General features: G+C 46.7%; 16 protein-coding genes and 2 pseudogenes. 7 read left to right on the top strand and 11 right to left on the bottom strand.

Annotated elements, in window-relative coordinates:
* Window positions 1-31 precede the first annotated feature (31 nt).
* The gene (locus tag QUB61_RS30075; RefSeq protein WP_333128616.1) at window positions 32-1,081 is read left to right on the top strand and encodes a hypothetical protein; all 1,050 of its coding nucleotides are present in this window, start codon (window positions 32-34) and stop codon (window positions 1,079-1,081) included.
* 142 nt (window positions 1,082-1,223) lie between these two features.
* On the opposite strand, the gene QUB61_RS30070 is transcribed toward QUB61_RS30075, so the two are convergent.
* The gene (locus QUB61_RS30070; protein ID WP_333128614.1) at window positions 1,224-1,493 is read right to left on the bottom strand and encodes a hypothetical protein; all 270 of its coding nucleotides are present in this window, start codon (window positions 1,491-1,493) and stop codon (window positions 1,224-1,226) included.
* 88 nt (window positions 1,494-1,581) lie between these two features.
* Here QUB61_RS30070 and QUB61_RS30065 point away from each other — a divergent pair, with 88 nt between their 5' ends.
* On the top strand, window positions 1,582-1,737 hold the full coding sequence (locus QUB61_RS30065) for a hypothetical protein (RefSeq protein WP_333109569.1): 156 nt from the start codon (window positions 1,582-1,584) through the stop codon (window positions 1,735-1,737).
* A 295-nt stretch (window positions 1,738-2,032) separates the two neighbouring features.
* On the opposite strand, the gene QUB61_RS30060 is transcribed toward QUB61_RS30065, so the two are convergent.
* The 3 genes from QUB61_RS30060 to QUB61_RS30050 form a co-directional block, all read right to left on the bottom strand.
* A complete protein-coding gene (locus tag QUB61_RS30060) occupies window positions 2,033-5,236 on the bottom strand; it encodes an efflux RND transporter permease subunit (protein WP_333128611.1) in 3,204 nt (1,067 codons plus the stop codon).
* A 194-nt stretch (window positions 5,237-5,430) separates the two neighbouring features.
* Entirely contained in the window at window positions 5,431-7,212 is a 1,782-nt protein-coding gene (locus QUB61_RS30055) for an efflux RND transporter periplasmic adaptor subunit (protein ID WP_333128609.1), read from the bottom strand.
* A gap of 396 nt (window positions 7,213-7,608) precedes the next feature.
* Complete coding sequence (locus QUB61_RS30050) at window positions 7,609-8,217, bottom strand: PadR family transcriptional regulator (RefSeq protein ID WP_333128607.1); 609 nt, start codon at window positions 8,215-8,217, stop codon at window positions 7,609-7,611.
* 454 nt (window positions 8,218-8,671) lie between these two features.
* On the opposite strand from QUB61_RS30050, the gene QUB61_RS30045 reads away from it, so the two are divergent.
* A complete protein-coding gene (locus tag QUB61_RS30045; protein ID WP_333128605.1) occupies window positions 8,672-8,941 on the top strand; it encodes a hypothetical protein in 270 nt (89 codons plus the stop codon).
* A gap of 71 nt (window positions 8,942-9,012) precedes the next feature.
* Here QUB61_RS30045 and QUB61_RS30040 read toward each other — a convergent pair whose 3' ends face one another.
* Window positions 9,013-9,309 (bottom strand): hypothetical protein, encoded by a 297-nt coding sequence (locus QUB61_RS30040; protein ID WP_333128603.1) that lies wholly within the window; start codon window positions 9,307-9,309, stop codon window positions 9,013-9,015.
* Between the two features lie 88 nt (window positions 9,310-9,397).
* On the opposite strand from QUB61_RS30040, the gene QUB61_RS30035 reads away from it, so the two are divergent.
* A complete protein-coding gene (locus QUB61_RS30035) occupies window positions 9,398-9,553 on the top strand; it encodes a hypothetical protein (RefSeq protein WP_333128601.1) in 156 nt (51 codons plus the stop codon).
* Between the two features lie 191 nt (window positions 9,554-9,744).
* On the opposite strand, the pseudogene tnpA reads toward QUB61_RS30035, so the two are convergent.
* Window positions 9,745-10,140 (bottom strand): annotated as a pseudogene (gene tnpA, locus QUB61_RS30030) (IS200/IS605 family transposase); the annotation flags it as partial.
* Between the two features lie 51 nt (window positions 10,141-10,191).
* On the opposite strand from tnpA, the gene QUB61_RS30025 reads away from it, so the two are divergent.
* Window positions 10,192-11,379 carry a transposase gene (locus QUB61_RS30025; protein ID WP_333128599.1) on the top strand — a complete coding sequence of 396 codons (1,188 nt, stop codon included), beginning with the start codon at window positions 10,192-10,194 and terminating at the stop codon, window positions 11,377-11,379.
* A gap of 66 nt (window positions 11,380-11,445) precedes the next feature.
* Here QUB61_RS30025 and QUB61_RS30020 read toward each other — a convergent pair whose 3' ends face one another.
* The 5 genes and pseudogenes from QUB61_RS30020 to treZ form a co-directional block, all read right to left on the bottom strand.
* Complete coding sequence (locus tag QUB61_RS30020) at window positions 11,446-11,958, bottom strand: DUF4112 domain-containing protein (protein WP_333128597.1); 513 nt, start codon at window positions 11,956-11,958, stop codon at window positions 11,446-11,448.
* A 198-nt stretch (window positions 11,959-12,156) separates the two neighbouring features.
* Window positions 12,157-14,079 carry a molecular chaperone DnaK gene (gene dnaK, locus QUB61_RS30015; protein WP_333128595.1) on the bottom strand — a complete coding sequence of 641 codons (1,923 nt, stop codon included), beginning with the start codon at window positions 14,077-14,079 and terminating at the stop codon, window positions 12,157-12,159.
* 372 nt (window positions 14,080-14,451) lie between these two features.
* Window positions 14,452-15,646: pseudogene (locus tag QUB61_RS30010) on the bottom strand (RNA-guided endonuclease InsQ/TnpB family protein).
* A gap of 352 nt (window positions 15,647-15,998) precedes the next feature.
* Window positions 15,999-18,794 (bottom strand): malto-oligosyltrehalose synthase, encoded by a 2,796-nt coding sequence (gene treY, locus QUB61_RS30005; RefSeq protein WP_333128592.1) that lies wholly within the window; start codon window positions 18,792-18,794, stop codon window positions 15,999-16,001.
* 171 nt (window positions 18,795-18,965) lie between these two features.
* On the bottom strand, window positions 18,966-20,789 hold the full coding sequence (gene treZ / locus QUB61_RS30000) for a malto-oligosyltrehalose trehalohydrolase (protein ID WP_333128590.1): 1,824 nt from the start codon (window positions 20,787-20,789) through the stop codon (window positions 18,966-18,968).
* Between the two features lie 317 nt (window positions 20,790-21,106).
* On the opposite strand from treZ, the gene QUB61_RS29995 reads away from it, so the two are divergent.
* Window positions 21,107-23,167, top strand: coding sequence for an amylo-alpha-1,6-glucosidase (locus QUB61_RS29995; protein ID WP_333128588.1), 2,061 nt, complete (start codon window positions 21,107-21,109; stop codon window positions 23,165-23,167).
* A gap of 35 nt (window positions 23,168-23,202) precedes the next feature.
* Entirely contained in the window at window positions 23,203-24,243 is a 1,041-nt protein-coding gene (locus QUB61_RS29990) for a glucokinase (RefSeq protein WP_333128586.1), read from the top strand.
* Window positions 24,244-24,562: the final 319 nt, after the last annotated feature.

The raw sequence follows: 24,562 nt of genomic DNA, 5'->3' as shown, positions 1-24,562 counted from the left end.
ACGTCATATTCTACCATGCTGTGCCTAGATTGTGAACCTTCTTTTTTTGCTGTTACCCCGATTTATTGAGCGGATACCTTGGAACATTGACGCGAGTACAAAGCTCGAGCGCGTTAACTGTCGGTTTGTTTATCTTCTAGAATATCCCAAACCGGGAACTGACGATCGCGAACGCCGCCCTCACCACATCACTAAATGTTTTGAACCTGGGGATTTCGAGAAACTCTATAAAAAGATTATGACAACCGTGCAAATCCTGCTCAAAGATGGGATTAACCCCCAAGCTTTTACCGCCGCTTTTCAGAAGTTAATGCAAGAATTTCCAGACATTACACCGGAGTCAATTCAAGGAGTAGAGAAGAAAGAAAACGATTTTTTACTGACTCTCAAAGTTCCCGAAGGTACGGATAAGGGTAAAGTTGAGCAAAGTTGGGACGAAGGTTATCAAGCAGGGCTGCAAGCTCAAAGTCAAGCCGAACACTTAAAAGCTAAAGATGAAACTATTGCCATTCTAAAACATTCTAATGATTTCTTTGAAGACTTAGTGAAAGTAGAATATACTAAAAAAATAAATCCGAATAAATTGGTAAAATTGTTGACTCCGCCACCTGTTAATGTTAAATTTATTAATGAAGTTAAATCTACATCAGAGAGTAAAGCTATGAGTGACCAAATCGACAAAAGTCGCAAAATAGAAATTACAGGCGGAACCGTTACGGCTAGCGGCGCAGGAGCGTTAAGTTTAGGTGATATCAGCGGTACTGTTGCCAATACAATTAGTCAATTATCTGATTCTGCTAAACCAGATGAACCGGGAATCAAAGAATTATTGACTGAGTTACAAACAGCGATCGAGGCTGAAACTGATTTATCTGATGATGATAAAGCTGAAGCATTGGAACAGGTAAAAACTTTGGCAGAAGTAGGGAAAAATCCCCAAGAAAGTACAATGCAAAAGGCGGGGAAAACGGCAATGAAAATTTTGAAAGGGACTATTGCTGCTTTACCTAGTGCGGCGACGTTGGTAGAAGCTTGCAGTAAATTGTTGCCCGCGATCGCAAGTCTCTTACTTCTACCCTAAAATCCAATATCAACGCCCAGTGAGTAATTGTATTTTTAGGGCGGGCGAGACACCCCACGCCCAGTAAGTAATTGTATTTTTAGGGCGGGCGAGACGCCCACCCCACGAAGATTCTTCGCTTCAATCAAAAGGACAGCGCAGCTTACCCTTCAGATTTTCTCGGCGGTGTACCGTTAGCCCCCGAACGACGGATCAGCACACTCATCACCTGCTTCGGATTGGCTGCACGCTGTACGGGGCTCCAATCGCCGACTTGGGCAAATCCTAGTCGGTACAAAGTGAGTATCGTGTCCCTGACACCCTTGGGCGAACCGACAACCGTTAACAGCACCACTTCCTGTTCCGATACTGCTGCTGAGTCGTCATTTGGGCGATCGAATTTGTTGTCGTCAGGTAAGAATTCCTGTGACATATTATGTTCTCCTGGTTTTGGGTTTTCTAGAAAAACCCAAAAACCCAGCCGCCCCGCTTTTCAACGCATAGCAGGGCGGCTACAGAGGATGTTAAGATACTCCGTTAGCCTCCAGACTGCTGGTATCAGTTTGGCGGTTAGCTGTCCATTGCTGCTACCAACAGCTTTGGGCAGTGCAACTAGATTTTTGGGCGACGCGGGCTGCCTCCTCTACAAGCAAGCAACCTCTCACTTCCAAGCGTAGCCGCAGATGGGGGCCGCCGTCAATCGATTTTAGATTTTAGATTTTAGATTTTAGATTTTAGATTTGGGATTTTGGATTGAAGAATTGATTCCCGGACTAATCTGGGGACTTTGGGGGTTTTGATGCGGGATTGGCGGGTTTTGGGCGATCGCACCAATCCTACTGACAAAACGATGGTAAGCTGTTCTACATTTAAATTGTATGTCAAAAAAAAATCCAAGTATTGTGGGGTGGGCGTCCCGCCCGCCCTGAATATACAATTTAAATGCGCGACAGCTTATTTTCCACTTCCCAACTACAACGGCGATACTTTATCGCGTTCAATCTCCTCGTGGGGAGGTGTTTTGCCGTTCAAAATTGTGCCATCCTCGGGGAGATTTTCTACTCGATCGCGCTTCTTAAAGCGATCGCGAGCCGAGACAACCACCACATACAGAACCGGCACCATAAACAAACTCAAGACAGTAGAAACAACCATCCCCCCCGCGATCGCATTCCCTAGCGATCGGCGGCTTGCTGCACCCGCACCTTCTGGGTTAACCAGAGGAGCAATACCCAAAATGAAAGCCAGAGAAGTCATCAAAATCGGTCGTAAACGCTCTTGAGAAGCCTCAACTGCCGCCTTAGCAATTGGATATCCCCGCTCCCGTAACTGGTTCGCAAACTCCACGATTAAAATCGCATTTTTACTAGCCAATCCAATCAACATCACCAAACCAATCTGGCAATAAACATCATTCGCCAAACCCCGCAACGACTGAGCTAAAAGTGCACCCAAAATTGCCAGAGGCACCGATAGCAAAATAATGAAAGGATCGACATAATTTTCGTACTGAGCCGCCAAAACCAAAAACACAAAAATCAGCCCCAAACCGAAAATAATCGGTGCTTGACCGCCCGACTCAATTTCTTCTAAAGAACTCCCCGACCATTCATAGCCAAAACCCGAGGGCAAAACTTCAGCCGACACCTTTTCCATCGATTTTAGAGCTTGTCCAGAACTCGCTCCCGGAGCCGGATTGCCAGTAATTTCAATTGACCTATATAAATTGTAGTGGTTAACACTTTGCGCTCCCACAACCGGAGTGATCTTCACCACATTGCTCAAAGAAATCATTTCATTCTTTCCAGAACGCACATACAATTTCCCAATATCTTCAGGGTTATCACGAAACTGTTGATCCGCCTGAACATACACCCGATAGTTGCGCTGCTGGAGGTTAAAATCGTTCACATACTGAGCACCCAGAGCCGTTTGTAAGGTAGTGAAAACATCATTGATGGGAATATCGAGAGCCTTAGCTCGATTGCGGTCAACCTCCACAATTAACTGAGGCGTATTCGCAGCAAACGTACTAAATACCGCCTGCAATCCCGGTGTCTGATTTGCCTGCTTTAAAATCCCGCCCATAGTCTGGACTAAGGCATCTAAACCGCTGTTACCTTTGCGGTCTTGCAATTGAAATTGGAAACCCCCAAATTGACCTAAACCTTGAATTGCAGGCGGATTCACTGGGAAAATTCTCGCTTCTGGAATCCCCAAAAACTTACCCCGCAACTTACCAATAATCGCTTGTACAGTTTGATCTTCTCCGTGACGTTCATCCCAGGATTTAAGTGTAGTAAATATAATGCCTTGATTAGAAGTGCTACCGCTAAAACCAAATCCACCCACTGAAAAAGTCCCGACAACTTCAGGAAGTTTGAGGATTTCTGCTTCTACTTCGTCCATTACTTTCTGAGTGTATTGCAGCGAAACACCTTGGGGCCCTTGAATAATTGTCATAAAATAGCCCTGGTCTTCTTCCGGGATAAATGCTGTGGGGACTGATAAATAAAGCCAAGCTGTTACTCCCAGAGAACCGATGAACACCAGGGTGACAATAGTCTTAATTCCTGTGAGAAATATTAATGATTTGCGATATTGCCGCTGTACCCAATCGAGAACTCCATTAAAACGGTCAAAAACCCAACCTAGCGGGCCCCCAAACTTCGGACCTCGACGCAGTAATATAGCTGAAAGTGAGGGCGTAAGAGTAATAGCAATAAAGGTAGAAAGCAATACTGAAAAAGCAATTGTCAGCGCAAATTGTTTATAAAGCGCTCCCGTAGTTCCGGGGAAAAATGCCACTGGCACGAACACTGCCATCAACACTAAAGAAGTCGCAATTACAGCGCTAAAAAGCTCCCGCATAGACTCAAAAGCCGCTTCGCGGGCATTCATACCTTGACGGATCAGGCGGTCAATATTTTCTACTACAATGATAGCGTCATCAACAACTAATCCCGTCGCTAATGTCAGACCAAAGAGAGATAAACTGTTAATCGTAAATCCAAAAAGTTTGATAAAGGCAAACGTCCCAATCAAAGAAATTGGAATTGTGATGATAGGAATAATAGTTGTGCGCCAGTCTTGCAAGAAAACAAAAATCACTATCACCACTAGCAAGACTGATTCAAATAATGTCTTGACTACTTCTGCCATCGACTCTTCTACAAACAAAGTCGTGTCCAGCGCTACTCTATGGATCAACCCCGGAGGGAAACCAACCGCTAGTTTTTCCATTTCGGCTTTGACGGCATGGGCAACATTCAAAGCATTACTTCCAGGCAGTTGGTAAATCCCTAAACCTACTGCATCATTGCCTCGAAATCGCAAAAATGAGCTGTAATTCTCTGCTCCTAGTTCTGCTCTCCCCACATCTTTTAATTTAACTAACGTTCCATTTGTCTCTGTTTTGAGGACGAGTTCTTCAAATTCTGCGGGTTCTTTGAGGCGACTTTCAGCACGCAAGTCTATTTGATACATTTGTCCCTGTGGAGCAGGTTCTTGACCAACTCTCCCAGCACCAACTTGCAAGTTTTGTTCGTTGAGAGCCCTCGTTACATCTTGCATTGTGAGACGGCGAGCGGCTAATTTATTGGGATCTATCCATAAACGCATTGCATAGCGTCTTTCCCCAAAAATTCGCACGTCGCCAACCCCTTTTACTCTTTTTAAGGCATCTGCTAAATAGAGGTCAGCGTAGTTGCTTAAAAATATGGTGTCGTATTCTTTATTTTCGGTAAATAAACCGATCGCTAATAGGAGACTTGTAGATTGTTTTGTAACTCTAACTCCTGTGCGTTGTACGACATCTGGTAATTGTGGCTGAGCAACTGCAACTCGATTTTGAACATCGACACCGGCAATGTCTTTGTTGCGCGAGGCATCAAAGGTGGCTATAATGCTGCTGGTGCCATCGTTACTACTACTGGAAGTTAGATATTTTAGTCCTTCAACGCCGTTGATTTGCCTTTCTAGGATGTTGGTAACTGCATTTTCGACAATTTCAGCACTCGCCCCGCTATAGTTAGCTATGACGTTAATTTGGGTAGGGCTAATGTCGGGGAATCGCTCGATAGGTAGGGTGGGAATGCTGATTGCGCCTACCAAGATAATAATTAAGGCGCAGACGCTAGCAAAGACTGGTCGTTTAATAAAGAAATCTGCAAACATTATTTGGGTAATGGGTAGTTGTTAGTTGATAATTCCTAATTCCTAATTCCTAATTTCTAATTAGACTTACGTCAAAAATTAAAATTTCCCCTTTTTTAATAGCTGAGCAATCAAGTAGTTTCACATAAGGTACGTAGTTAAGCTTGGGCGCTCTTAAGAGGTGAATCCAGAGCGCCCAAGCGCAACAACATACCTTATTTTTTGCTTTCTACTGGTAATTTTTTCCCTGCTCCTTTACCTTCCTCTTGAGCCATAATGGGAACACCGTCTGTCAGGTTAAGGATGCCTGCGGTAACAATTTTTTCGCCTGCTTGCAAACCTTGGATAACTTGATAATTATTCCCCTCAATGGTTCCCAATTTCACGGCCTTTTGGCGCGCAATTAAAGGTGGCGTTCCAGGTTGTGGCTGTTGGGGCTTTTGAGCTGTGAAGACAAAAGTTTGCCCACCTAAGCGAGTGACTGCTGTTACTGGAACTAAAATTCCGGGGTTCTGTTTCCAGATGACTTTAGCTTTGACAAACTGGAGATTGAGCAGTTCGCCGCTGGGGTTGGGAAAGCTGGCTTTAGCTAAAATTGTTTGGGAATTGGCGCTGACGTTGGGGGAGATAAAACTGATTTGACCTTGGGCGATCGCCTTACCTTGAGCGTCGAGCATTTGTACTGGCAGCCCTAAGCGTAATTGAGGCTGCCGTTCCAAAGGAATTGATAACCGCAAGTCTAGCAATTGGTTCTCTGTCAGGGTGGCGATCGGATTACCTTTTTGCAAGTAATCACCTACTTTCACTGGTATGTCGCCGATGACTCCCGCGAAGGGGGCGATGACAGCAGTTTCTTGTAGTTGTACTTCAAAGCCGCGCACTTGAGCGGCGGCCTCGGCAACTTGCGCTTCAGCTTGATCGAGCTGTTCTTGGCGAGTGCCGTTGGCTAACTCCGCTAATCTGCTCTTGGCTTGTGCGACTTCTGCTTCGGCTTTGGCTATTTCCTCTGGGCGCGAACCCTTTTCCAATTGCTGCAAAGCTTGGCGCTGCTGTTGCAAGGCTGCTGTCCGGCGCTCGATCTCGGCTTGTCTGTTTTTTTGCCGCTGCTGGAACCGCCTTTGAGCTTCTCGGAGGTTGGCTTTGGCGGTGCCTGCTTTTTGGGTGTATTCCTCGAGGGTGTTCGCGGATTCTGCGCCTTCTTTGGCCAAGGCCCGATATCTGGCAAGCTGCTGGGTGGCTAACTTTTCTTCGGCTGTGCTTGCTTCTATTTGCGCTCTTGCTTGGGCGATGTCTTCTAAGAGGCTACCTGTTTCGGCATCGGCTAGGTCGGCTTCAGCTTGGCTCACGCGGGCTTGGGCTTGACCAATTTCTTCTGGCCGAGAGCCCGATCGCAGTTGAGCGAGGTTGGCTTGGGCTTGGGCGACTTGGGCTTGAGCTTGGGTGATTTCTTCGGGCCTGGTGCCTGCTTGCAATTCGGCGTATCGGGATTGAGCGCGGATCAGGTTGGCTTGGGATTGCCTCAAGTCAGCTTGGGCGCTGTCGCTTTTCATGCGGGCGATGGCTTGTCCTTGGTTTATGAAGTCCCCGGATTTGACAAAAATCTCGGTGACTAGCCCTTCTACTTGGGGTTTTATTTCTACTGAACGCTTGGCTTCTAAGCTGCTGACAAATTCGGAGGCTTCTTGGACTGAGCTGGCTTCTACGGTTGCGAGCTTGACTGGTATGGCTGGGGGTTGGGCTGCTGCTGCAGGTTGCTGTGCGCGATTATGGCTAGATTGCCACGAGTACAAGCCGAAACCTGCTGCGCCTGCGACGATCGCGATCGCCGCAATTAGGGGCCAGCGCGATCGTCGTTTAGCAACAGGTTCGGGGCTATCGGCAACGGTAACAAACTCCTGTGGTCGATCGCTGTCTGCATCGGTTGGGTGCAGTTCCGGTGTGGCAGATTTTTGCTCTTGGGCTTCAACCACGGATTCTGGAGATTTAGGATAACTCATTTGCAGCACCAGTTAGATTTTTTTTAACATCAGACTTAGCTAGACTTTGGCGGAATCTTTGCTTCGATCGGGAAGAGGGGTTTTAAACCCTGTTTTTTTAGGACGGCTTTGTATTAAAATGCTGAATACTCAAAGGATCTTTAGGCTCAAGACACGTTGAAACAGCTACGATGAGAGCAAACTTAAAGACAGCTAGAAGGGCAATGGTTGACTCTAACGCGTCCGGCAAGAGTAAAAGTCAACCTAGGGCATTGGGAGACTTTAAACGGACAGGGAGGGACTGTAAGACTACTTCGGTAGCAAGACCCGATGAACTGTCAAGAATCACCGCTGCTTTAGCGGGCGTGAGTATGTCAACTCTCAAAAGTTACGATCGGCAGGGAAGATTAGACCTTATTATGGCTTACCTGAGTGGGTGAGTTGGAAGGATTTTTCCTTGGACTCAGCGGATTCAGGGGAGGTTGGGGAGTCACGCACTCGGGAGCTCGCGCTTCTTTCTTTGGCTAGTTGCTCGGTTAACCAATCTATCTTTGACGCCAGCACTGACTTGCAGCGATCGCGAGAGGCGAATTGATAGTCGTCGGTTAGTGGATATTCGCTCTTGAGGCTTTCGATGTAGTCTTGCCGGGTGGAACAGGCTCGCAAGCGGTGTTCCAACAATTTCATCCGTTCTGCCGGTTCTAATTCGCCAAAAAAGAAAAACTTGATTTGGAACCGGGAACCACTGTTAACCCAGCTTTCTTGAGGGTGTTCGAGCATTTTTTGCCGCCAGAGTTCGCGCCCTTGGGCGGTAATTCCGTAGATTTTGCGCGGACAGCCCGCATCTCCGGCTTCTTCGGCAATTACCGAAATGTCCCCTCGCTCTTCCAAGCGCTTCAGCAGCGGGTAAATCGCTCCGTAGTTGACGCTGATGCAACTGCTCATAAACAGCTCCAGTTTTTGCTTTAGCCGATAGCCATGCAGGGGTTGCAACTGTAGCAGCCCAAGGGCTGATAATTCAAGCATTTATATCAAATTGATATTATAGTCTGGATTATATCACTATATCGAACTCAACGGCGAGCTGGTAAATAGCTAGTTTCACAGAAAATAGACAGCATACACATTTAATAATAATTGTCAATACCCTTAATATATATTATTTTAGGAGCGAGAGAGGGCGATCGCTTTATATTATAGAACCAATTTTAGATATAAGAAAAGTGCTGATTCACCTCGATTTCGGTCAAAGACCAGGCAGTATCTCACTACAGTTATTGGGTTTTATATATTTAGTTGAATTGCTGTAAAAGCCTCGGTTTTTAAGGTTTTTGCTAGTTGATCTATTCTAATTTATTTTCGTTCATGGTTAAGCTGCTACGCATCTAAATTGAATACAGAGACGGGCTCTCCTGCCCGTCCCACAAGAATTATAGAAAAATTTACTGTCAAATTAGATGCACAGCAGCTTAGGTTCTAATTGCACAATTACTTTTCTATTTTTGGCTACTCCTCCGACGAGGATAAAGCTGAAGCCTTGGAACAGGTAAAAGCTTTGGCAGAAGTAGGGCAAAATCCCCAAGAAGGCACAATGAAAAAGGCGGGGAAAACGGCCATGACGATGCTGAAAGGTATTCTTGCTGGTTTACCTAGTGCGGCGACATTGGTGGAAGCTTGCAGTAAATTGTTGCCCGCGATCGCCAATCTCTTACTTCTACCCTGCAATCGAATATCAACGCCCAGTAAGTAATTGTATGTTTAGGGCGGGCGAGACGCCCACCCCACGAAGATTCTTCGCTTCAATCAAAATGACAGCGCAGCTTACCGTCCAGATTTTCTCGGCTGTGTACCATCAGTCGATCGCTTCCGACGACGGATCAGCACGCTCATCACTTGCTTCGGATTTGCCGCACGCTGTACGGGACTCCAATCGCCGACTTCGGCAAATCCCAGTCGGTACAAAGTGAGTATGGTTTCCCTGACACCCTTGGGCGAACCGACAACCGTTAACAGCACCACTTCCTGTTCCGATACTGCTGCTGAGTCGTCATTTGGGCGATCCTCTTCGAGGGCTGCGCTAACGGAAAAGTTGTCGTCAGGCACGAATTCCTGTGACATATTATGTTCTCCTGGTTTTGGGTTTTCTAGAAAAACCCAAAAACCCAGCCGCCCCGCTTTTCAACACATAGCAGGGCGGCTACAGAGGATGTTAAGATACTCCGTTAGCCTCCAGACTGCTTGTACCAGTTTGGCGGTTAGCTGTCCATTGCTGTTCCCAGCAGCTTTGGGCAGTGCAACTAGATTTTTGGGCGACGCGGGCTGCCTCCTCTACAAGCAAGCAACCTCTCACTTCAAAGCGTAGCCGCAGATGGGGGCCGCCGTCAATCTATTTTGGATTTTAGATTTTAGATTTGGGATTTGGGATTTTGGATTGAAGAATTGATCCCCGGAGCGTTCTGGGGGCGGTGTTTTGGGTGTTTTGATTGGGGATTGGGGGGTTTTGGGCGATTTGGGCCGTGACCAAGAAATTGGGATACAAGCCCCTTCTTCAGTGGCCGGCTTTTCTTGATTTCTAATATATTCCTTTAAAGCTTCTAAGGGCGCACCCCCTACAGAAACAGCAAAATAGCTAGGACTCCACAATGCTTCTTTATGGGGCTTCTTATGTCCAGCCTGTCCGTAACAACGACTAGAAACGCCTTTTAATGCGTTAACTATTTGAGAGATAGACAACTTAGGCGGATACTCAATCAGCGCGTGAACATGATTCCCTTCGCCATTGAATTCCAGCACTTGAAAATTCATTTTTTGGGCCACCTCTCGAAACGACTTTTCAATCAAATCAATACTTTCACCTGTGAATACAGACCGACGATACTTTGTCACACAGACCAAGTGTATCTTAAGTTCTGTAACCGAATGGCGTTAACGGCGGTGAATAGTTGTCATTACTTGCAAACCAACATATAATTAAGCCTACAGACCAATATCAATATAACCATGAAAGCAAGGTTTCGATACAGATTCTACCCGACCTGTCAACAGCAGCAGAGCTTAGCTCAGTTGTTTGGATGCGTCCGGGTAGTCTGGAACGATAGCCTAGCCCTCTGTAAACAGTCCGAAAAAAAGCCAAGTTCGGCCCAACTACAAAAAGTAGTGATAACTCAGGCGAAAAAAACCGAAGAAAGAGCTTGGTTGAGTGAAGTTTCTAATATCCCTTTACAGCAGTCTGTAACTGATTTAGAAGTAGCTTTCAAGAACTTTTTCAACTCCTGCAAAGGAAAGCGGAAAGGTACTAAGGTTGGGTATCCTAAATTCAAGAAAAGAACAAATAGCCAATCGGCGCGATTTAGGATTGGAGGTTTTTCCATTAAAAACGGCGGTGTCTATTTAGCTAAAATTGGTATTGTCAACCCAATATGGTCAAGAAGCCTCCCGTCTGAACCTAGCTCCGTCACAGTAATCAAAGATTGTGCAAATCGTTATTTCCTAAGTTTTGTCCTAGAAGTTCAACCAATTCAATCTGAGGCTAAAAACCCAAGTATCGGAATAGACTTAGGGATTAAAACCTTTGCAGTGATGAGCAATGGCGAAAAAGCTGAAAGTCCTAGTTATAAAAAGTTAGACCGGAAAGTTCGTAAACTCCAACGCAAAGAGGCCCGTCAGCCAAAAGATTCTAAAAGAAGAAACGTAACTAGGATCGAGATTGCTAAATTACATAATCGCATTGCCGATACCCGTAAAGATTTCCTGCACAAATTGTCAACCAAAGTAGTCAACGAAAACCAAGTGATTATTTGGGAAGATTTAAATGTGTCAGGGATGCTGAAAAATCGAAAACTCTCAAGGGCGATTAGTCAGCAAGGATGGAGGGAGTTTAGGACTCTCTGTGAAACCAAATCTGAAAAGTTTGGCAGAGAGTTTCAAGTAATTAGCAGGTGGGAACCTACTAGCCAAGTTTGTGCGGACTGTGGTTTTAAATGGGGTAAAATCGATTTGTCTATTCGTTCAGTGCTTTGTCCCAGTTGTGGTACTGAGCAAGATAGAGATAAAAATGCTTCTAGAAACATAGAGAAAGTCGGGATGGGGAATCGCCACGACTATAAACGGGCGCAGAGGGATTGTCAGACTACTTCGGTAGCAGAACCCTGTGAAGCGTCAAGAATCACCGTCCGCGACGGTCGGTGAGTATTTCAAAGTCACATCTTGCACCCTACGATCGCCCATCTCTTATTTTTACCCTAAAACCCAAAATCAACGCCCTGTAATTACTCGAAATACCCACCCAAAAAGCATCACGCTCAAGAAAATCACGCCTCCGACAATTAACATCAAACCCAACAGCAAAGCCGCGACAAATAACCAATCGGCTTTTTTCCCAGGTTCAGGGGAACCTAAATGAGCATCCAGCAATTCTATATTTTTGACATTAGCTTTCCAAGCAACATCAAGCAAGTCTCCAGCAACCGGTACAGTACCCGCAACTGTATCAAATACGATGTTAGCAGCCATTTTTACTAAAGTCTCTTGTGGCACTCCCATTTGAGCGGATTTGAAGACAACATAACCTGCAAAAATTGAACTGATTAAATCGCCGCCGCCCGGTATAAGTCCCAATATCGGGTCGAGTCCGATGCGGTATTTTGTACCGGGAATCGGAATTGCATTGTCAAGTAAGTGGCTGATTTGGCGCAGACGCCGCAAGGATGCAATCTGGGATTGGTTGGGAGGATTTGGGGAAGAATTTGGTATAGGAGAACGTGACATTTAATTAGTCTCGATTGCGATATTACTGCTAGTTTATGATATTTACTGAAGCATATTTTAGTTGGGTCACTATGCCTCAAGCAAGATTTTTAGTAATTTTAGTCGATCGGCTTTTGTTTGTTTTTGAATGAGCAGAAACCCGGTTTCTGTTCAAAACCGGGTTTCTTGCTTCTAGCTGCGGGCTTTTAGTTTAGCCTTCTATTTGCCTTCAGTGAAGTCCGCGTCAATCACGTCGTCGCCACCGCCAGTGGGGCCGCCGCCTGCATAGCCACCAGGGCCACCAGGACCACCAGGGCCACCAGGACCGTCAGTCGGGCCGCCTGCTTGCTGGTACAGGTTGCTGCTGACGGCGTAGAATGCTTGCTGCAACTCTGTTGTCAGTGTCTTGATGCGATCGTCATCTTCACTATTGATCGCATCGCGCAAGTCTTTGATCAACCCTTCAACCTTAGTCTTGTCATCAGCAGGAACCTTGTCTCCAAGTTCGGCCAACTGCTTCTCAATTTGATAAGCTAAAGAGTCGGCTTGGTTTTTGCGATCGATCTTTTCGCGACGTTCCTTGTCAGCAGAAGCATTCGATTCGGCTTCCTTCACCATGCGCTCGACTTCAGTGGTGGGCAAAGTAGAAGCACCAGTAATGCTAATCGATTGCTCCTTGCCAGTACCTTTATCCTTAGCAGCTACATTCAAAATACCGTTAGCATCGATATCGAAAGTAACTTCAATTTGAGGTACGCCACGGGGTGCCGGCGGAACTCCATCTAAGCGGAAGGTTCCCAAATCCTTGTTATCATTCGCCAATTCACGTTCGCCTTGCAAAACGTGAATTTCCACGTTTGTTTGGCCATCCACAGCAGTCGAGAAAGTTTCCGACTTCTTAGTAGGAATAGTGGTGTTGCGGGGAATGATTTTGGTCATCACGCCGCCCAAGGTTTCGACGCCAAGAGACAGCGGGGTAACGTCGAGCAACAAAATGTCTTTGACTTCGCCGGAGAGTACGCCGGCTTGAATTGCTGCACCGACTGCGACCACTTCGTCCGGGTTTACCGTTTGGTTGGGTTCTTTGCCGAGGATTTTTTTGACCAGTTCTTGCACCGCAGGAATGCGCGTAGAACCGCCAACTAAGACGACTTCATTAATTGCAGATTTGTCTAATTTGGCGTCGCGGATCGCATTTTCGACGGGGATGCGAGAGCGATCGATCAAATCTGAACAGAGTTCTTCAAATTTGCCCCGCGTCAAAGTCATGTCCAAGTGTTTTGGCCCGTCTTGAGTCGCGGTAATAAACGGCAAGTTGATTTCTGCTTGAGTAACGCTCGAAAGTTCAATCTTGGCTTTTTCGGCCGCTTCCGTCAGGCGTTGCAGTGCTTGCTTGTCTTTGCGGAGGTCAATTCCTTCGGCTCTTTGGAATTCATTAGCGATGTAATCGACGATTTTTTTGTCGAAGTCGTCACCGCCGAGGTGAGTGTCTCCACTTGTTGCGAGCACTTCAAATACGCCGTCGCCTACTTCTAGAATAGATACGTCGAAAGTACCGCCACCTAAGTCAAACACTAGGATGGTTTCGTTGGTCTTTTTATCTAATCCGTAAGCTAAAGCTGCTGCTGTAGGTTCGTTAATAATCCGCAGCACTTCAATCCCGGCAATTTTGCCAGCGTCTTTCGTAGCTTGGCGCTGGGAGTCGTTGAAGTAAGCGGGAACAGTAATTACCGCTTGGGTGACTGTTTCGCCGAGGTATTTACTGGCATCTTCTACCAGTTTGCGGAGAACTTGTGCAGAAATTTCTTCTGGGGCAAATTGCTTGCCACGGGCGGGACAGTCTAGTTTGAGGCTGTTGCCAACTTTGAGGACTTTGTAGGAAACTTCAGTGGTTTCGTGCGCTACTTCATCAACGCGACGCCCAATAAACCGTTTTACTGAGTAAAAGGTGTTTTCGGCGTTCATCACGGCTTGACGCTTGGCGATTTGTCCGACAAGTTGATCGCCATTTTTAGCATAAGCTACTACAGAAGGTGTGGTGCGACCCCCTTCGGCGTTGGCTATGACGGTGGGTTTGCCGCCTTCCATAACTGCGACGCAGGAGTTTGTCGTACCTAAGTCAATTCCAACTACTTTTCCCATAGGGGTGTTCCGGCTCCAATCTCTACAAAATTTTGGTTTTCTATCTGTGCGATAGTCTGGTTATTCAGGACTGCGATTTTACCTCGCGGTTTACGGGTAGTGAGTCCTGCTTTAATACAGTCTTCGATAGGGTGCTTATCTCTATACTGCGGGCGGTAGACCTTGCGATGAAGGGGTATTTACCGAACCTGTTGAGGGACGGTTGCATCCGTCAGGCTTGCACCGCTACAGTTGTTGACTGCTTTTCTTTACTCTTCCTAATGTACGGGGTTCGATCGATTCGGGTATTGTGGCAAACCGTATACGTTGTGTTGTATTTGCCGTCTTTGTTGTTTGACACTCCCCGGCGTAAACGCACGGGGATTCTTTAATCTACGAGCCAATTTGCTGAGGCAGAATTTCTCCAGCCCAAGTAGAGATTGATTCTCCTAAAGCGTTGCTTGCGTCAAGCGCAAAAGTTCCGGTATGCCCTACCGTACCCAATCCTCTCAGGAGAGGATATTTCTAGCGGCGTTTTCATCTCTATCCATTACACACCCACATTTACAGACGTGCGTTCTAGTAGATAGCGTTTTCTTTACAATTACACCGCAGCTAGAGCATTCTTGGCTGGTATATTGCGGGTTTACCGCAACGGTGATCTTTTTAAATACTTTTGCGAAGTATTCAAGCCCTACACGGAATTGATACCAAGATGCGTCATTAATGGACTTAGCTAAACAATGATTCTTCACCATGTTTTTAATCCTCAAATCAACGCACAGCGACTACATCGTTTGATGAGATTACGCACCGTGCAAGCTTTATTGCATGGTCTTTACGCTGCCTACTTATTTTGAGATGGCGTTTGCCTAGAATCCGCCTAGCTTTGCCCCTGTTCTTTGAACCTTTTACTTTCCTGGATACACGACACCCTGAACGTTTGAGGACTTTTTCACCTTTTCTTAGGAATAAGCGGGTTTTCAACCGTAGTTCCGTTTGAATCAGTGTAATACTCTTTCAGTCCCACGTCTAATCCGATAGTGTTGCCAGAAGGCTGGGTGCTTTCTTTTCTATCGAAATCCACACAGAATTGAACGTACACACCATCAGCACGTTTTACCAGTCTCACCCTTTTTATTTGGCTGATTTGGTAGAAGTGTAAGTCGCGTGTGCCTTTCAGTTTTAATCGACCAATTCCTTTTTTGTCGGTAAAATTGATTGATTTCCGATCGGCTGCAAGTTTCCATCCTGTTGATTTATACTCAACAGAGTGGCAATCTTTCTGAAATTGTGGATACCCTTTTTTGCCAGCAATATCCTTCTTGCAGTTATCGTAGAATCGGGAGATAGAAGACCATGCTCGTTCTGCGCTAGCTTGCCTTGCCATTGAGTTGAGTTCGTCAGCAAAGGGAAAATTACGAGCCAGTACAGCGCAGTATTTATTCAAGTCGTATTTATCGACTTTTTTATTATCCATCCAATACCTTATACAGCTATTGCGGACAAATTTTGCGGTACGAATTGCTTCGTCTACGGCAGTAAACTGATTCGATTTTCCGTATGCTTTAAACTCGAAAACTAGCATGGCTTTACCTCCCACCTTAGGCTACACGATTCAGCATAGGATATTTGGCGACTTATTAAAACTTTACAGTTAAAGCCGTCCTAGAAGGACGGGGTTTTAGACCCAATTTCCTGATAAGCTGCTGGGCGGTCGATCGTAGCATCGGCTTCGGCAATGAATTCGTCTAGGACAAATAGGTAAGCCCACCAACGGCGTTGGGTTTCGGTACTGGTTTCGGTTTAGACGAGCGATCGCATTTTGCTCTTCATCCCGCTACTAAAATTGCTTTCCTGCTATGATTATCACTAAAAAAGCGACAGGTTTCAACCTGCCGCTAGCTGTACAAAGTCCGCCAGGGCAGACTATTTAATTGCTATTTTTCACCGATCAGCAGAGCTGCGGGAAAGTAACTGAGAGCTTCACCAATTGCCAGCTTACCGTTACTTTCTACCGCCTGATTTGTAATCGCATCTTTCCAAACCGACGGCATTTCCTCGGACAATTCCAGATTAGTATCTTTCCAGACTTCTTTGCCAAGCGGCATTTCTTCCGGTTTGACAATTCCCACCAAAAACCGGGGAGCAATGACAATAACTGTAGTATCTCCAAAGCTTCTGGCAAAGGCAACAACATTATCTTTAAACGTACCCGCTACTTGCAGGGGCTGATAGTCGCCTGATTTAAAGACTTCCAAGTATTTTTTTCTGGCATCTAGGACTCTTGCCGTCAAAAACAGCTTAATTCTAGCATCTTCCCGCGTCTCAATCAAATCCTCAACCAGTTGCAAAATATCCGTCTCAGCTTGCTGTTTAATTTCCTGCAAAACCTCGATTCTGCGGGCAAAATCAACGGGACGGCGGTTATCCGGATCGACGTGGCTTAAATCCCAAAATTCCGTGCCTTGATAAATGTCGGGAACGCCCGGAGCTGTAATTTTCAGCAGCGTTTGAGATAAAGAATTGAAAATTCCGTAATTAGCTACTTTTTTCCAGAAAGGTGTAAATTTCTTGAAAAACTGATTTTGTTCCGAAGGTTCTAGAACGCTATCGACAAAGGTCATAAAACCAGCTTCGTAGTCGTTATCCGGTCTCAGCCAAGCCGTATAGACTTTCGCTTCGCGGACAGCTTTAATGACATAATCTTTCAGGCGAGCGACATAATCAGTGTTTTCTATTCCCTCAAATGGAAAACTGCCTAGCAGAGTTTGGTACAAGAAGTATTCGTCATTCGTACTAGGAACCATTCGATTCTGAAAGTTGACTTTCTTAGAAGAGTTTAGCTCTCTCCAAGACTTGACTTGCTGTTCCCATTCATCGGGAAGTTCTGACAAAACGTTAAGTCTGGCTCGCACATCTTCGCCGCGTTTGGTATCGTGGGTAGCTGTAGCATTCATTTTGTGCGGCCAAGCTACTTGCTGCTTTTGGTTGAACTCGTGAAAATCTGCCACGGAAACGCCGAACTGACTGGGGTTTCCTCCCACTTCGTTGAGGGATAAAAGCCGATAGTAGACGTATAAAAGCGTATCTTCAACGCCTTTTGCCATCAAAGGTCCTGTCAACTGCTGGAGTTTCATTACAAAGTGTCGGCGCTGCTCTTTTTGTTCGGTTGTTAGGGTTTCTTCTTCTTCTAGCAACAGCACCGTTTCGATAAATTTAAGTTCCTTGAGGAGTCGCGGTACTTGTTCTTTGGCATGGGCGATCGCATATTTTACGTAAGTGCGATCGGACTCTCTCAAACCGTCTTGATTGATGTAAGTTCGGTAGACTGGAAAAATCGTCAAAACAGCAGCCAATGCTTTTTCCAAACCGGGACGAGTAAAGTCGTTTCCCTGTCTGGATTGACCGGAGATATTCTTCAATAGTTGAGCCAGATTGTCTACATCTCCCGCCAAATTCTTCTCAACAATCAGCCCTTTTTTATCTAAAAACAACTGTTCGTAAGGAACGTTCAAGCGAGTAAATCTCTGATATATTTCGCTAAATTGCTGTTCGCGATCGCGCCGACAGAAAACGCCGTTTACGTAGTTCAAAAAATCGTAGCCGCTCGTTCCCTCAATCGGCCAATATGACGGCAAATATTCTTCGTGTTCCAGAATTTTTTCAACAGTAATGTAAGTGTCTCCCGTTCTCTCCCGGAGCCGTTTCAAATATTCTGTGGGGTCGTACAGTCCGTCGATGTGGTCGATTCTCAATCCGGTAAACTTTCCCTCTTCAACAAGGTCGAATATCAGAGCGTGGTTTTTGTGAAAAACTTTAATCTCTTCAACTTTTACCGAAATCAGTTCGTTGACTGTAAAAAACCTTCGGTAGTTAATTTCTTCGGCTCCCACTTTCCAGAATGACAGACGGTAAAACTGCTCGGAAAGCAAATCGTCCAGCAAATTAAAACTTTCGGCATTACCCTTTTCTCCGTTAAAAAATTTGATATTTTCATCGATAAATTCCTGCACCAAGGGATTTTGATTGTAGAGTTCCCACAGCAGTCCTTTGACAAAAGCTATCTGATCGTATCTGGCTTTACCTTTAGTTTCTGAAGATGTATTTTTAATCAAATAAAGAATTCCCAAAAACTTGATAAAATCTGGATGGCGTCTGCCTAATTCCCTGGCTAAATGCCCCAAATTATGACTGATAAATTTAGCATAAGATTCTATTTTTACTGGCAATTGTAAGCTATAATAATTGATGGTTAGCCCAATTTCGCTGTATTTGAGTTGAATCTCGCCATTTTCCAGACACTCTCCATAAAAATTGCCCAGAAGCGGAGCCAGCACTCGACCCCTGAGATGTTCGTAAGCGTGATTCCATTCAATATCGAAGTAATCGAAATAGTCGGAATCCGGCCCGTGTTCCAATACGTCTAACAGCAGCAAGTTTTGAGTGTCGTAAGCCATGTGGTTCGGGACAATATCTTGCACCCATCCCATGTTCCGTTTCTTGATTTCGTATGTAAGCGCTTCAAAGTTTTCTGAGGTTCCCAATTCGGGATTGATCTGGTTTGAGTCAACGACATCGTATCCGTGACTGCTGCCTTTTCTAGCTTTAAATATCGGTGAAGCGTAAAGGTCGGTAATTCCTAATTCTTCCAAATAGCCAAGGATTTGTTTGGCGGCTTCAAAGTTAAAACCTCCATGAAATTGAATTCGATAAGTTGCTGTGGGAATTCGCATTATGTTAATTTTACTCCTGGTTTTTTTTCTTTTAATATTAGGAGGCAGAGCCTCCTAGACTGCATTCCCAGGCAGAGCCTGGGAACGAGAAACACAGGCTCTGCCTCCCGTTTCTTGTTCGTAGGAAGAGCCTGGGAACGCCTGTATTTGAGGCTCTGCCTCCCGTTTTAATTACTCTAATTCGTAGAGTGCGAAACTCTGCGGTTTAACAGTCAATTCTTGCTCTGAATTTATCTTTTCAGGCAAGCTAGAACCTGAGCCCATCCATTTTACATCAGCAGAGTCTAAAATTTTGTGACCGTTGCCTTGGGGAAGTGGAGCCGTAAAAGCTACATCTTGCCTGTTGAAGTTTAGAATGCAGAATATCTGGCTGTCATCTGTCCAGCGACGTAGAAATAAGATTTTTTCCGCTTCAATGCTGGACACTTCTAGACTGTTTTTGTCGAGTTTTTTAAGGGCCGGTATTGTCCGCCGCAGTTGAATCAAATGTTGGTGCCATTCCCAGAGGATTTTGTGTTTGCCTTCTGTTTGTTTTTCCCAGTTTAACTTGCACTTCGAGAAGCTTTCAGGACTTTGAGGGTCTTGAAACTCGCCTCGCCCTTCAAAGATTTTAAATTCTTGTTGTTTGTCTTTGCGGATAGCTTCAATTAAGTTAGCGTCTGAGTGGGAAACAAAGTACAGAAAGGGGGCTTCTTCTCCGTATTCTTCTCCCATAAAAAAGAAGGGAATGTAGGGAGAAATTAAGACTGTGCCGGCTGCGAGTTTCAATCCTTCAAAGTCAATTATTTTCGAGAGTCTGTCTCCCAAAATGCGGTTGCCGATTTGGTCGTGGGTTTGGGCAAACACCAGAAATTTATGGCCGGGTTCATCTTTGGCAGAACTGCCGTGTTTCCGCTTTCTGTGGGGGGCGTACTGGCCGGAGTAAACAAAGCTTTCTTTGAAGGCTTTTTCTAAGTGTTCGCACTTGCCGAAATCTTGGTAGTATCGGTCGTCTTCTCCGGTGAGCAAGGTGTGCAGTGCGTGGTGGAAATCATCGCACCATTGGGCGTCTATTCCGAAGCCACCGAGCTCTTTAGGACGTATAGTGCGGACATCGTTTAAATCGCTTTCGGCTATTAAGTAAATCTGCCGTCCTAGCTCTTGGGAAATATCGGATGTGGCATCAGATAGTTCTTGTAAAAAAGGTCTGGCACCTACTTCAAATATTGCTTGAACTGCATCTAATCTCAGGCCATCGATGTGATAATCTCTAAACCAGTGGAGGGCGTTTTGAATAAAATAGTTGCGCACGCCGTCGCTGTATGCGTCGTCGAAGTTGAGGGGGTCTCCCCAAATTGAGCCGTATTTTGATGTAAAGTAGGGACCGAATTGACTGAGGTAGTTTCCTTCGGGGCCGAGGTGGTTGTAAACTACATCGAGAATTACTGAAATGCCGTGTTCGTGGCAGGCGTTGATGAGTTTTTTGAAGCCTTCGGGGCCACCGTAGGAGTTTTGGACGGCGTAGGGATATACGCCGTCGTATCCCCAGTTTCGTTCGCCGGGGAATTGGGCTACTGGCATTACTTCGATGGCGTTAATTCCCAATTCTTTAAGTTGTTTGAGCTGGGGAATTATTGCTTCAAATGTTCCGGTTTTCGTGAAGGTGCCGACGTGCAGTTCGTAAATAATCATTTCGGCTAGCGGCACGCCTTGCCAATTTGTGTCTGTCCAAGTAAAGATGTTTTGATCTATTACTTGCGACGGGGCGTGTACGCCTTGGGGTTGATATTTTGAGGCTGGGTCTGGTCGCTCTATTTTTCCTTCGATTTGGTAGGTATAAAGGGTTCCTGGTTCGATGTCTGTAGCTGTGGTTTGCCAATAACCTTCTGCAGATTGTTGCATGGGTATCAGGCGTTTTTTTGGGGAAACTATTTGGACTGCTATTTGTTTGACGGTGGGCGCCCAAACGGTAAATTCACATTGGTTGTTGCCGAGGTAATTTGCTCCTATCTTCACTTTGAGCTGTTCTCCTTATCAAATAGGTTGGTGGTCCGATCGCCCGACGCGCTATCAAATGCTTTGTCCTTAACGTTCCGCGCCTGTTTAGACGGTAATATTACTTAATATAACAAACAACTAACTTTAGACAGAGCCATCAAAGGCTACAATTGTGTATGAGGCAAAAGTAGCGGTTGGTTATGTCTAAATTAGACGATGAATCTGCACGAAGAGCCCGATCGCCAAGACGGCTGCCTGGAACGGTTAATATTTCTTGTTTATCTGTATAAAATATACCTAAAGATAGATCACTAATTAGCGCGAGTGTGCATTTTATGGTTATGGCTTTTGGACGGGAAATCTGCTGCAATCTCGACTCGGCGGAGTCTCGCGAGTGGTTGGTCACAAACGGGATCGGCGGTTACGCTAGCGGTACGATCGCGGGTCTCCTCACACGCCGCTATCACGGGCTGCTGGTAGCCGCCCTCAAACCCCCGCTGGGACGCACTTTGATCCTCGCCAAGCTGGACGAGACGGCTGTGTATCACGATCGCGCCTATCCGCTTTATACAAACCGCTGGGCCGACGCGACGATGGAACCTCACGGCTACAACTACATCGAAAGCTTTCACCTCGAAGGCACGACGCCTGTTTGGAGGTTTGCTCTCGCCGACGCTATCCTGGAAAAGCGGATTTGGATGCAGCAAGGTGCTAACACAACATATATTCAATACCGCTTGCACCGCGCCTCACAACCGATCGCCCTCGCTGTCAAAGCCCTGATCAACTATCGCGACTACCACCACACAACTCGCGCCGGCGACTGGCAGATGAGCCTAGAAACCTTGGAACGCGGGGTTTGCGTGACTGCATTTCCCGAGTCTGCACCGCTGTACCTGCTGACGGATGCCGAAGCCGAGGCAAAATTTCGAGTTTCTGCACCTTTATACAATTGGCATTACGGATTTGATTTGGCAGCCGAAAAGCGGCGCGGATTGGACTGCAGCGAGGATCACTTGCACGCGGCGACTTTTCACTTGACAATCGCACCGGGAAGTTCTCTGACATTGATAGCCAGCACCGAGAAAAATACCGAACTCAACGGCGGTACAGCTTTAGAAGTGCGTCGCGCTGCCGATCGAGAACTGCTGCAAAACTGGTCAAAAGTGAGCGACTCTCCCGACTGGATCGATCAGTTAGTGCTAGCCGCCGACCAATTTATCGTCAGCCGCCCGCTACCGGAGGAACCCGAAGGCAAAACGATCATCGCCGGATATCCCTGGTTCAGCGACTGGGGGCGCGACACGACGATCGCCCTACCCGGCCTCACAATCTGTACCGGGCGATGGTCCATTGCGCGCTCGATTTTGCGGACATTTGCGCGGTATATCGATCGGGGGATGCTGCCGAACCGCTTCCCGGATGCGGGCGGCGCACCGGAATACAACACCGCAGACGCCACTCTGTGGTATTTTGAGGCAATTCGCGCTTATATTGATGCCACGGGAGACGAGGAACTTTTGAGCGAGCTCTGGCCCACCTTATGTGAGATTATTGACTGGCACATGCAGGGAACTAGGTATAAGATCCGCCTCGATCCCGATGACGGTTTAATCTACGCCGGCGAAAAGGGTGTGCAACTGACTTGGATGGACGCGAAAATCGGGGATTGGGTGGTGACGCCTCGGATTGGTAAGCCGATCGAACTCAGCGCGCTTTGGTACAATGCTATACAAGCTATGGCAAGTTTTGCTCGAAAATTGGGCAAGCCTGACTATGAATACGAGCAATTGGGCGATCGAACGGCCGCCGGATTCCCTCGCTTCTGGAACGCCTCAACCGGTTACTGTTACGACGTTCTGGATGGCCCCGAGGGACACGATAGTTCCCTGCGGCCCAACCAGATATTCGCCGTTTCCCTGCCCCTAGACTCGATTCCTCCTCACTCCGCCAACTCCTTGTCAGCGGGGATGCGCCAGGAAACCCGCTATACACCGTTACTGACGCCCATCCAGCAGCGCGGCGTGGTGGACGGCTGCGCTCAACAGCTTCTGACTTCTGTCGGCCTCCGCAGCCTCTCGCCGGAGCACCCGCAGTATCGCGGCGCATACGGAGGCGACCAAATGCAGCGTGACAGCGCCTACCACCAGGGCACAGCTTGGGGCTGGCTGATTGGCCCGTTTGTCTTGGCGCACTTGCACGTATACAAAAACCCAGCACAAGCGAGCGAATTCCTCGAACCGATGGCACATCATATAAGGGCCGGCGGAGTTGGCAGTCTGGGCGAAATTTTTGAGGGCGACGCCCCCCACTCGCCGCGGGGCTGCACGGCTCAAGCTTGGACTGTGGCTGAGGTGCTGCGGGCTTGGTTGGCAATTAATACTGTGGGTGTTTAAATGGGGAATGTTATCTTTGGTTGAAAAAAAGATTTATGGCATTATTATTAGCGGGCGATATTGGCGGAACTAAGACAATTTTGCGCTTAGTGGAAAGGACTGTTAAGGGTGAAATGAACGCTCTTTATGAGTTCCGCTATCCGAGCGGGGAGTTTCCAGATTTAGTGCCGATGGTGGAGCAGTTCTTGAGGGAAGCTGCTATTAAGTTGAATGGGCCGCTTGTACCTGAAAAAGCTTGTTTTGCGATCGCAGGTCCGGTGGTTAACAACACTGCAAAACTGACTAATTTGCCTTGGGTGCTGGATGCAAAGCGTCTGGAACAAGAATTAGGAATATCACACGTTAGTTTAATTAATGATTTTGTCGCGGTTGGCTACGGCGTGTGGGGTTTGGACGATCGAGATTTGCACACTTTGCAAGTCGGAAAACCCCGCCAACACGATCCAATTGCTGTGATTGGTGCGGGTACAGGTTTGGGAAATTGTTTTGCAATTCCCGAGGCAAATGGCATCAGGGTTTTTTCTTCGGAAGGGGGACACGGTGATTTTGCTCCTCGCTCGGAGTTGGAGTTTCAATTGCTGAAATATTTGTTAGCAAAACACGACATTCAAAGAATATCGATCGAGCGTGTGGTTTCGGGACAAGGGATTGTTTCAATTTACCAGTTTTTGCGGGACAGAAAGTTTGCTCCTGAATCGCCGGAGATAGGGGAAGTTATCAAAAAATGGGAGTCAGAAATCGGTAAAACCGAGAAGAGTGTCGATCCGGGGGCGACAATTGCACAGGCGGCACTCAAAAAGTGCGATCGGCTTTCCGAACAAACAATGCAAATGTTTGTAGAAGCTTACGGTGCGGTGGCCGGAAATCTGGCTCTGACACTGTTACCTTACGGCGGTTTGTACGTAGCCGGCGGCATCGCTGCTAAAATTTTGCCGCTGATTCTAGAAGGCGGTTTTATGCGGGCTTTTACCCACAAAGGCCGGATGGATTCCCTGTTAGAAATGATGCCGGTTCGTCTTGTTTTGAATCCCAATGTAGGGTTAATTGGTGCGGCTGTTTGTGCGGCCGGTCTTTAGGAGATTTCAAATAGTTGGGGCGGGCAAGATGCCCACCCCACAAGAATTTTTGTGGCACAGGCAAGATGCCTGTGCAAATAGTTGGGGCGGGCAAGATGCCCACCCCACAAGAATCCTTGTGGCACAGGCATCTTGCCTGTGAAATCTTAGTGGCACAGGCATCTTGCCTGTGAAATCTTAGTGGCACAGGCATCTTGCCTGTGAAATCTTAGTGGCACAGGCATCTTGCCTGTGAAATCTTAGTGGCACAGGCATCTTGCCTGTGAAATCTTAGTGGCACAGGCATCTTGCCTGTGAAATCTTAGTGGCACAGGCATCT

It is taken from the genome of Microcoleus sp. C2D2, from assembly GCF_036702495.1.
In the GTDB taxonomy this organism is placed as follows: Bacteria; Cyanobacteriota; Cyanobacteriia; order Cyanobacteriales; family Microcoleaceae; genus Microcoleus.
This window is presented reverse-complemented; position numbering and strand designations above follow the sequence as displayed.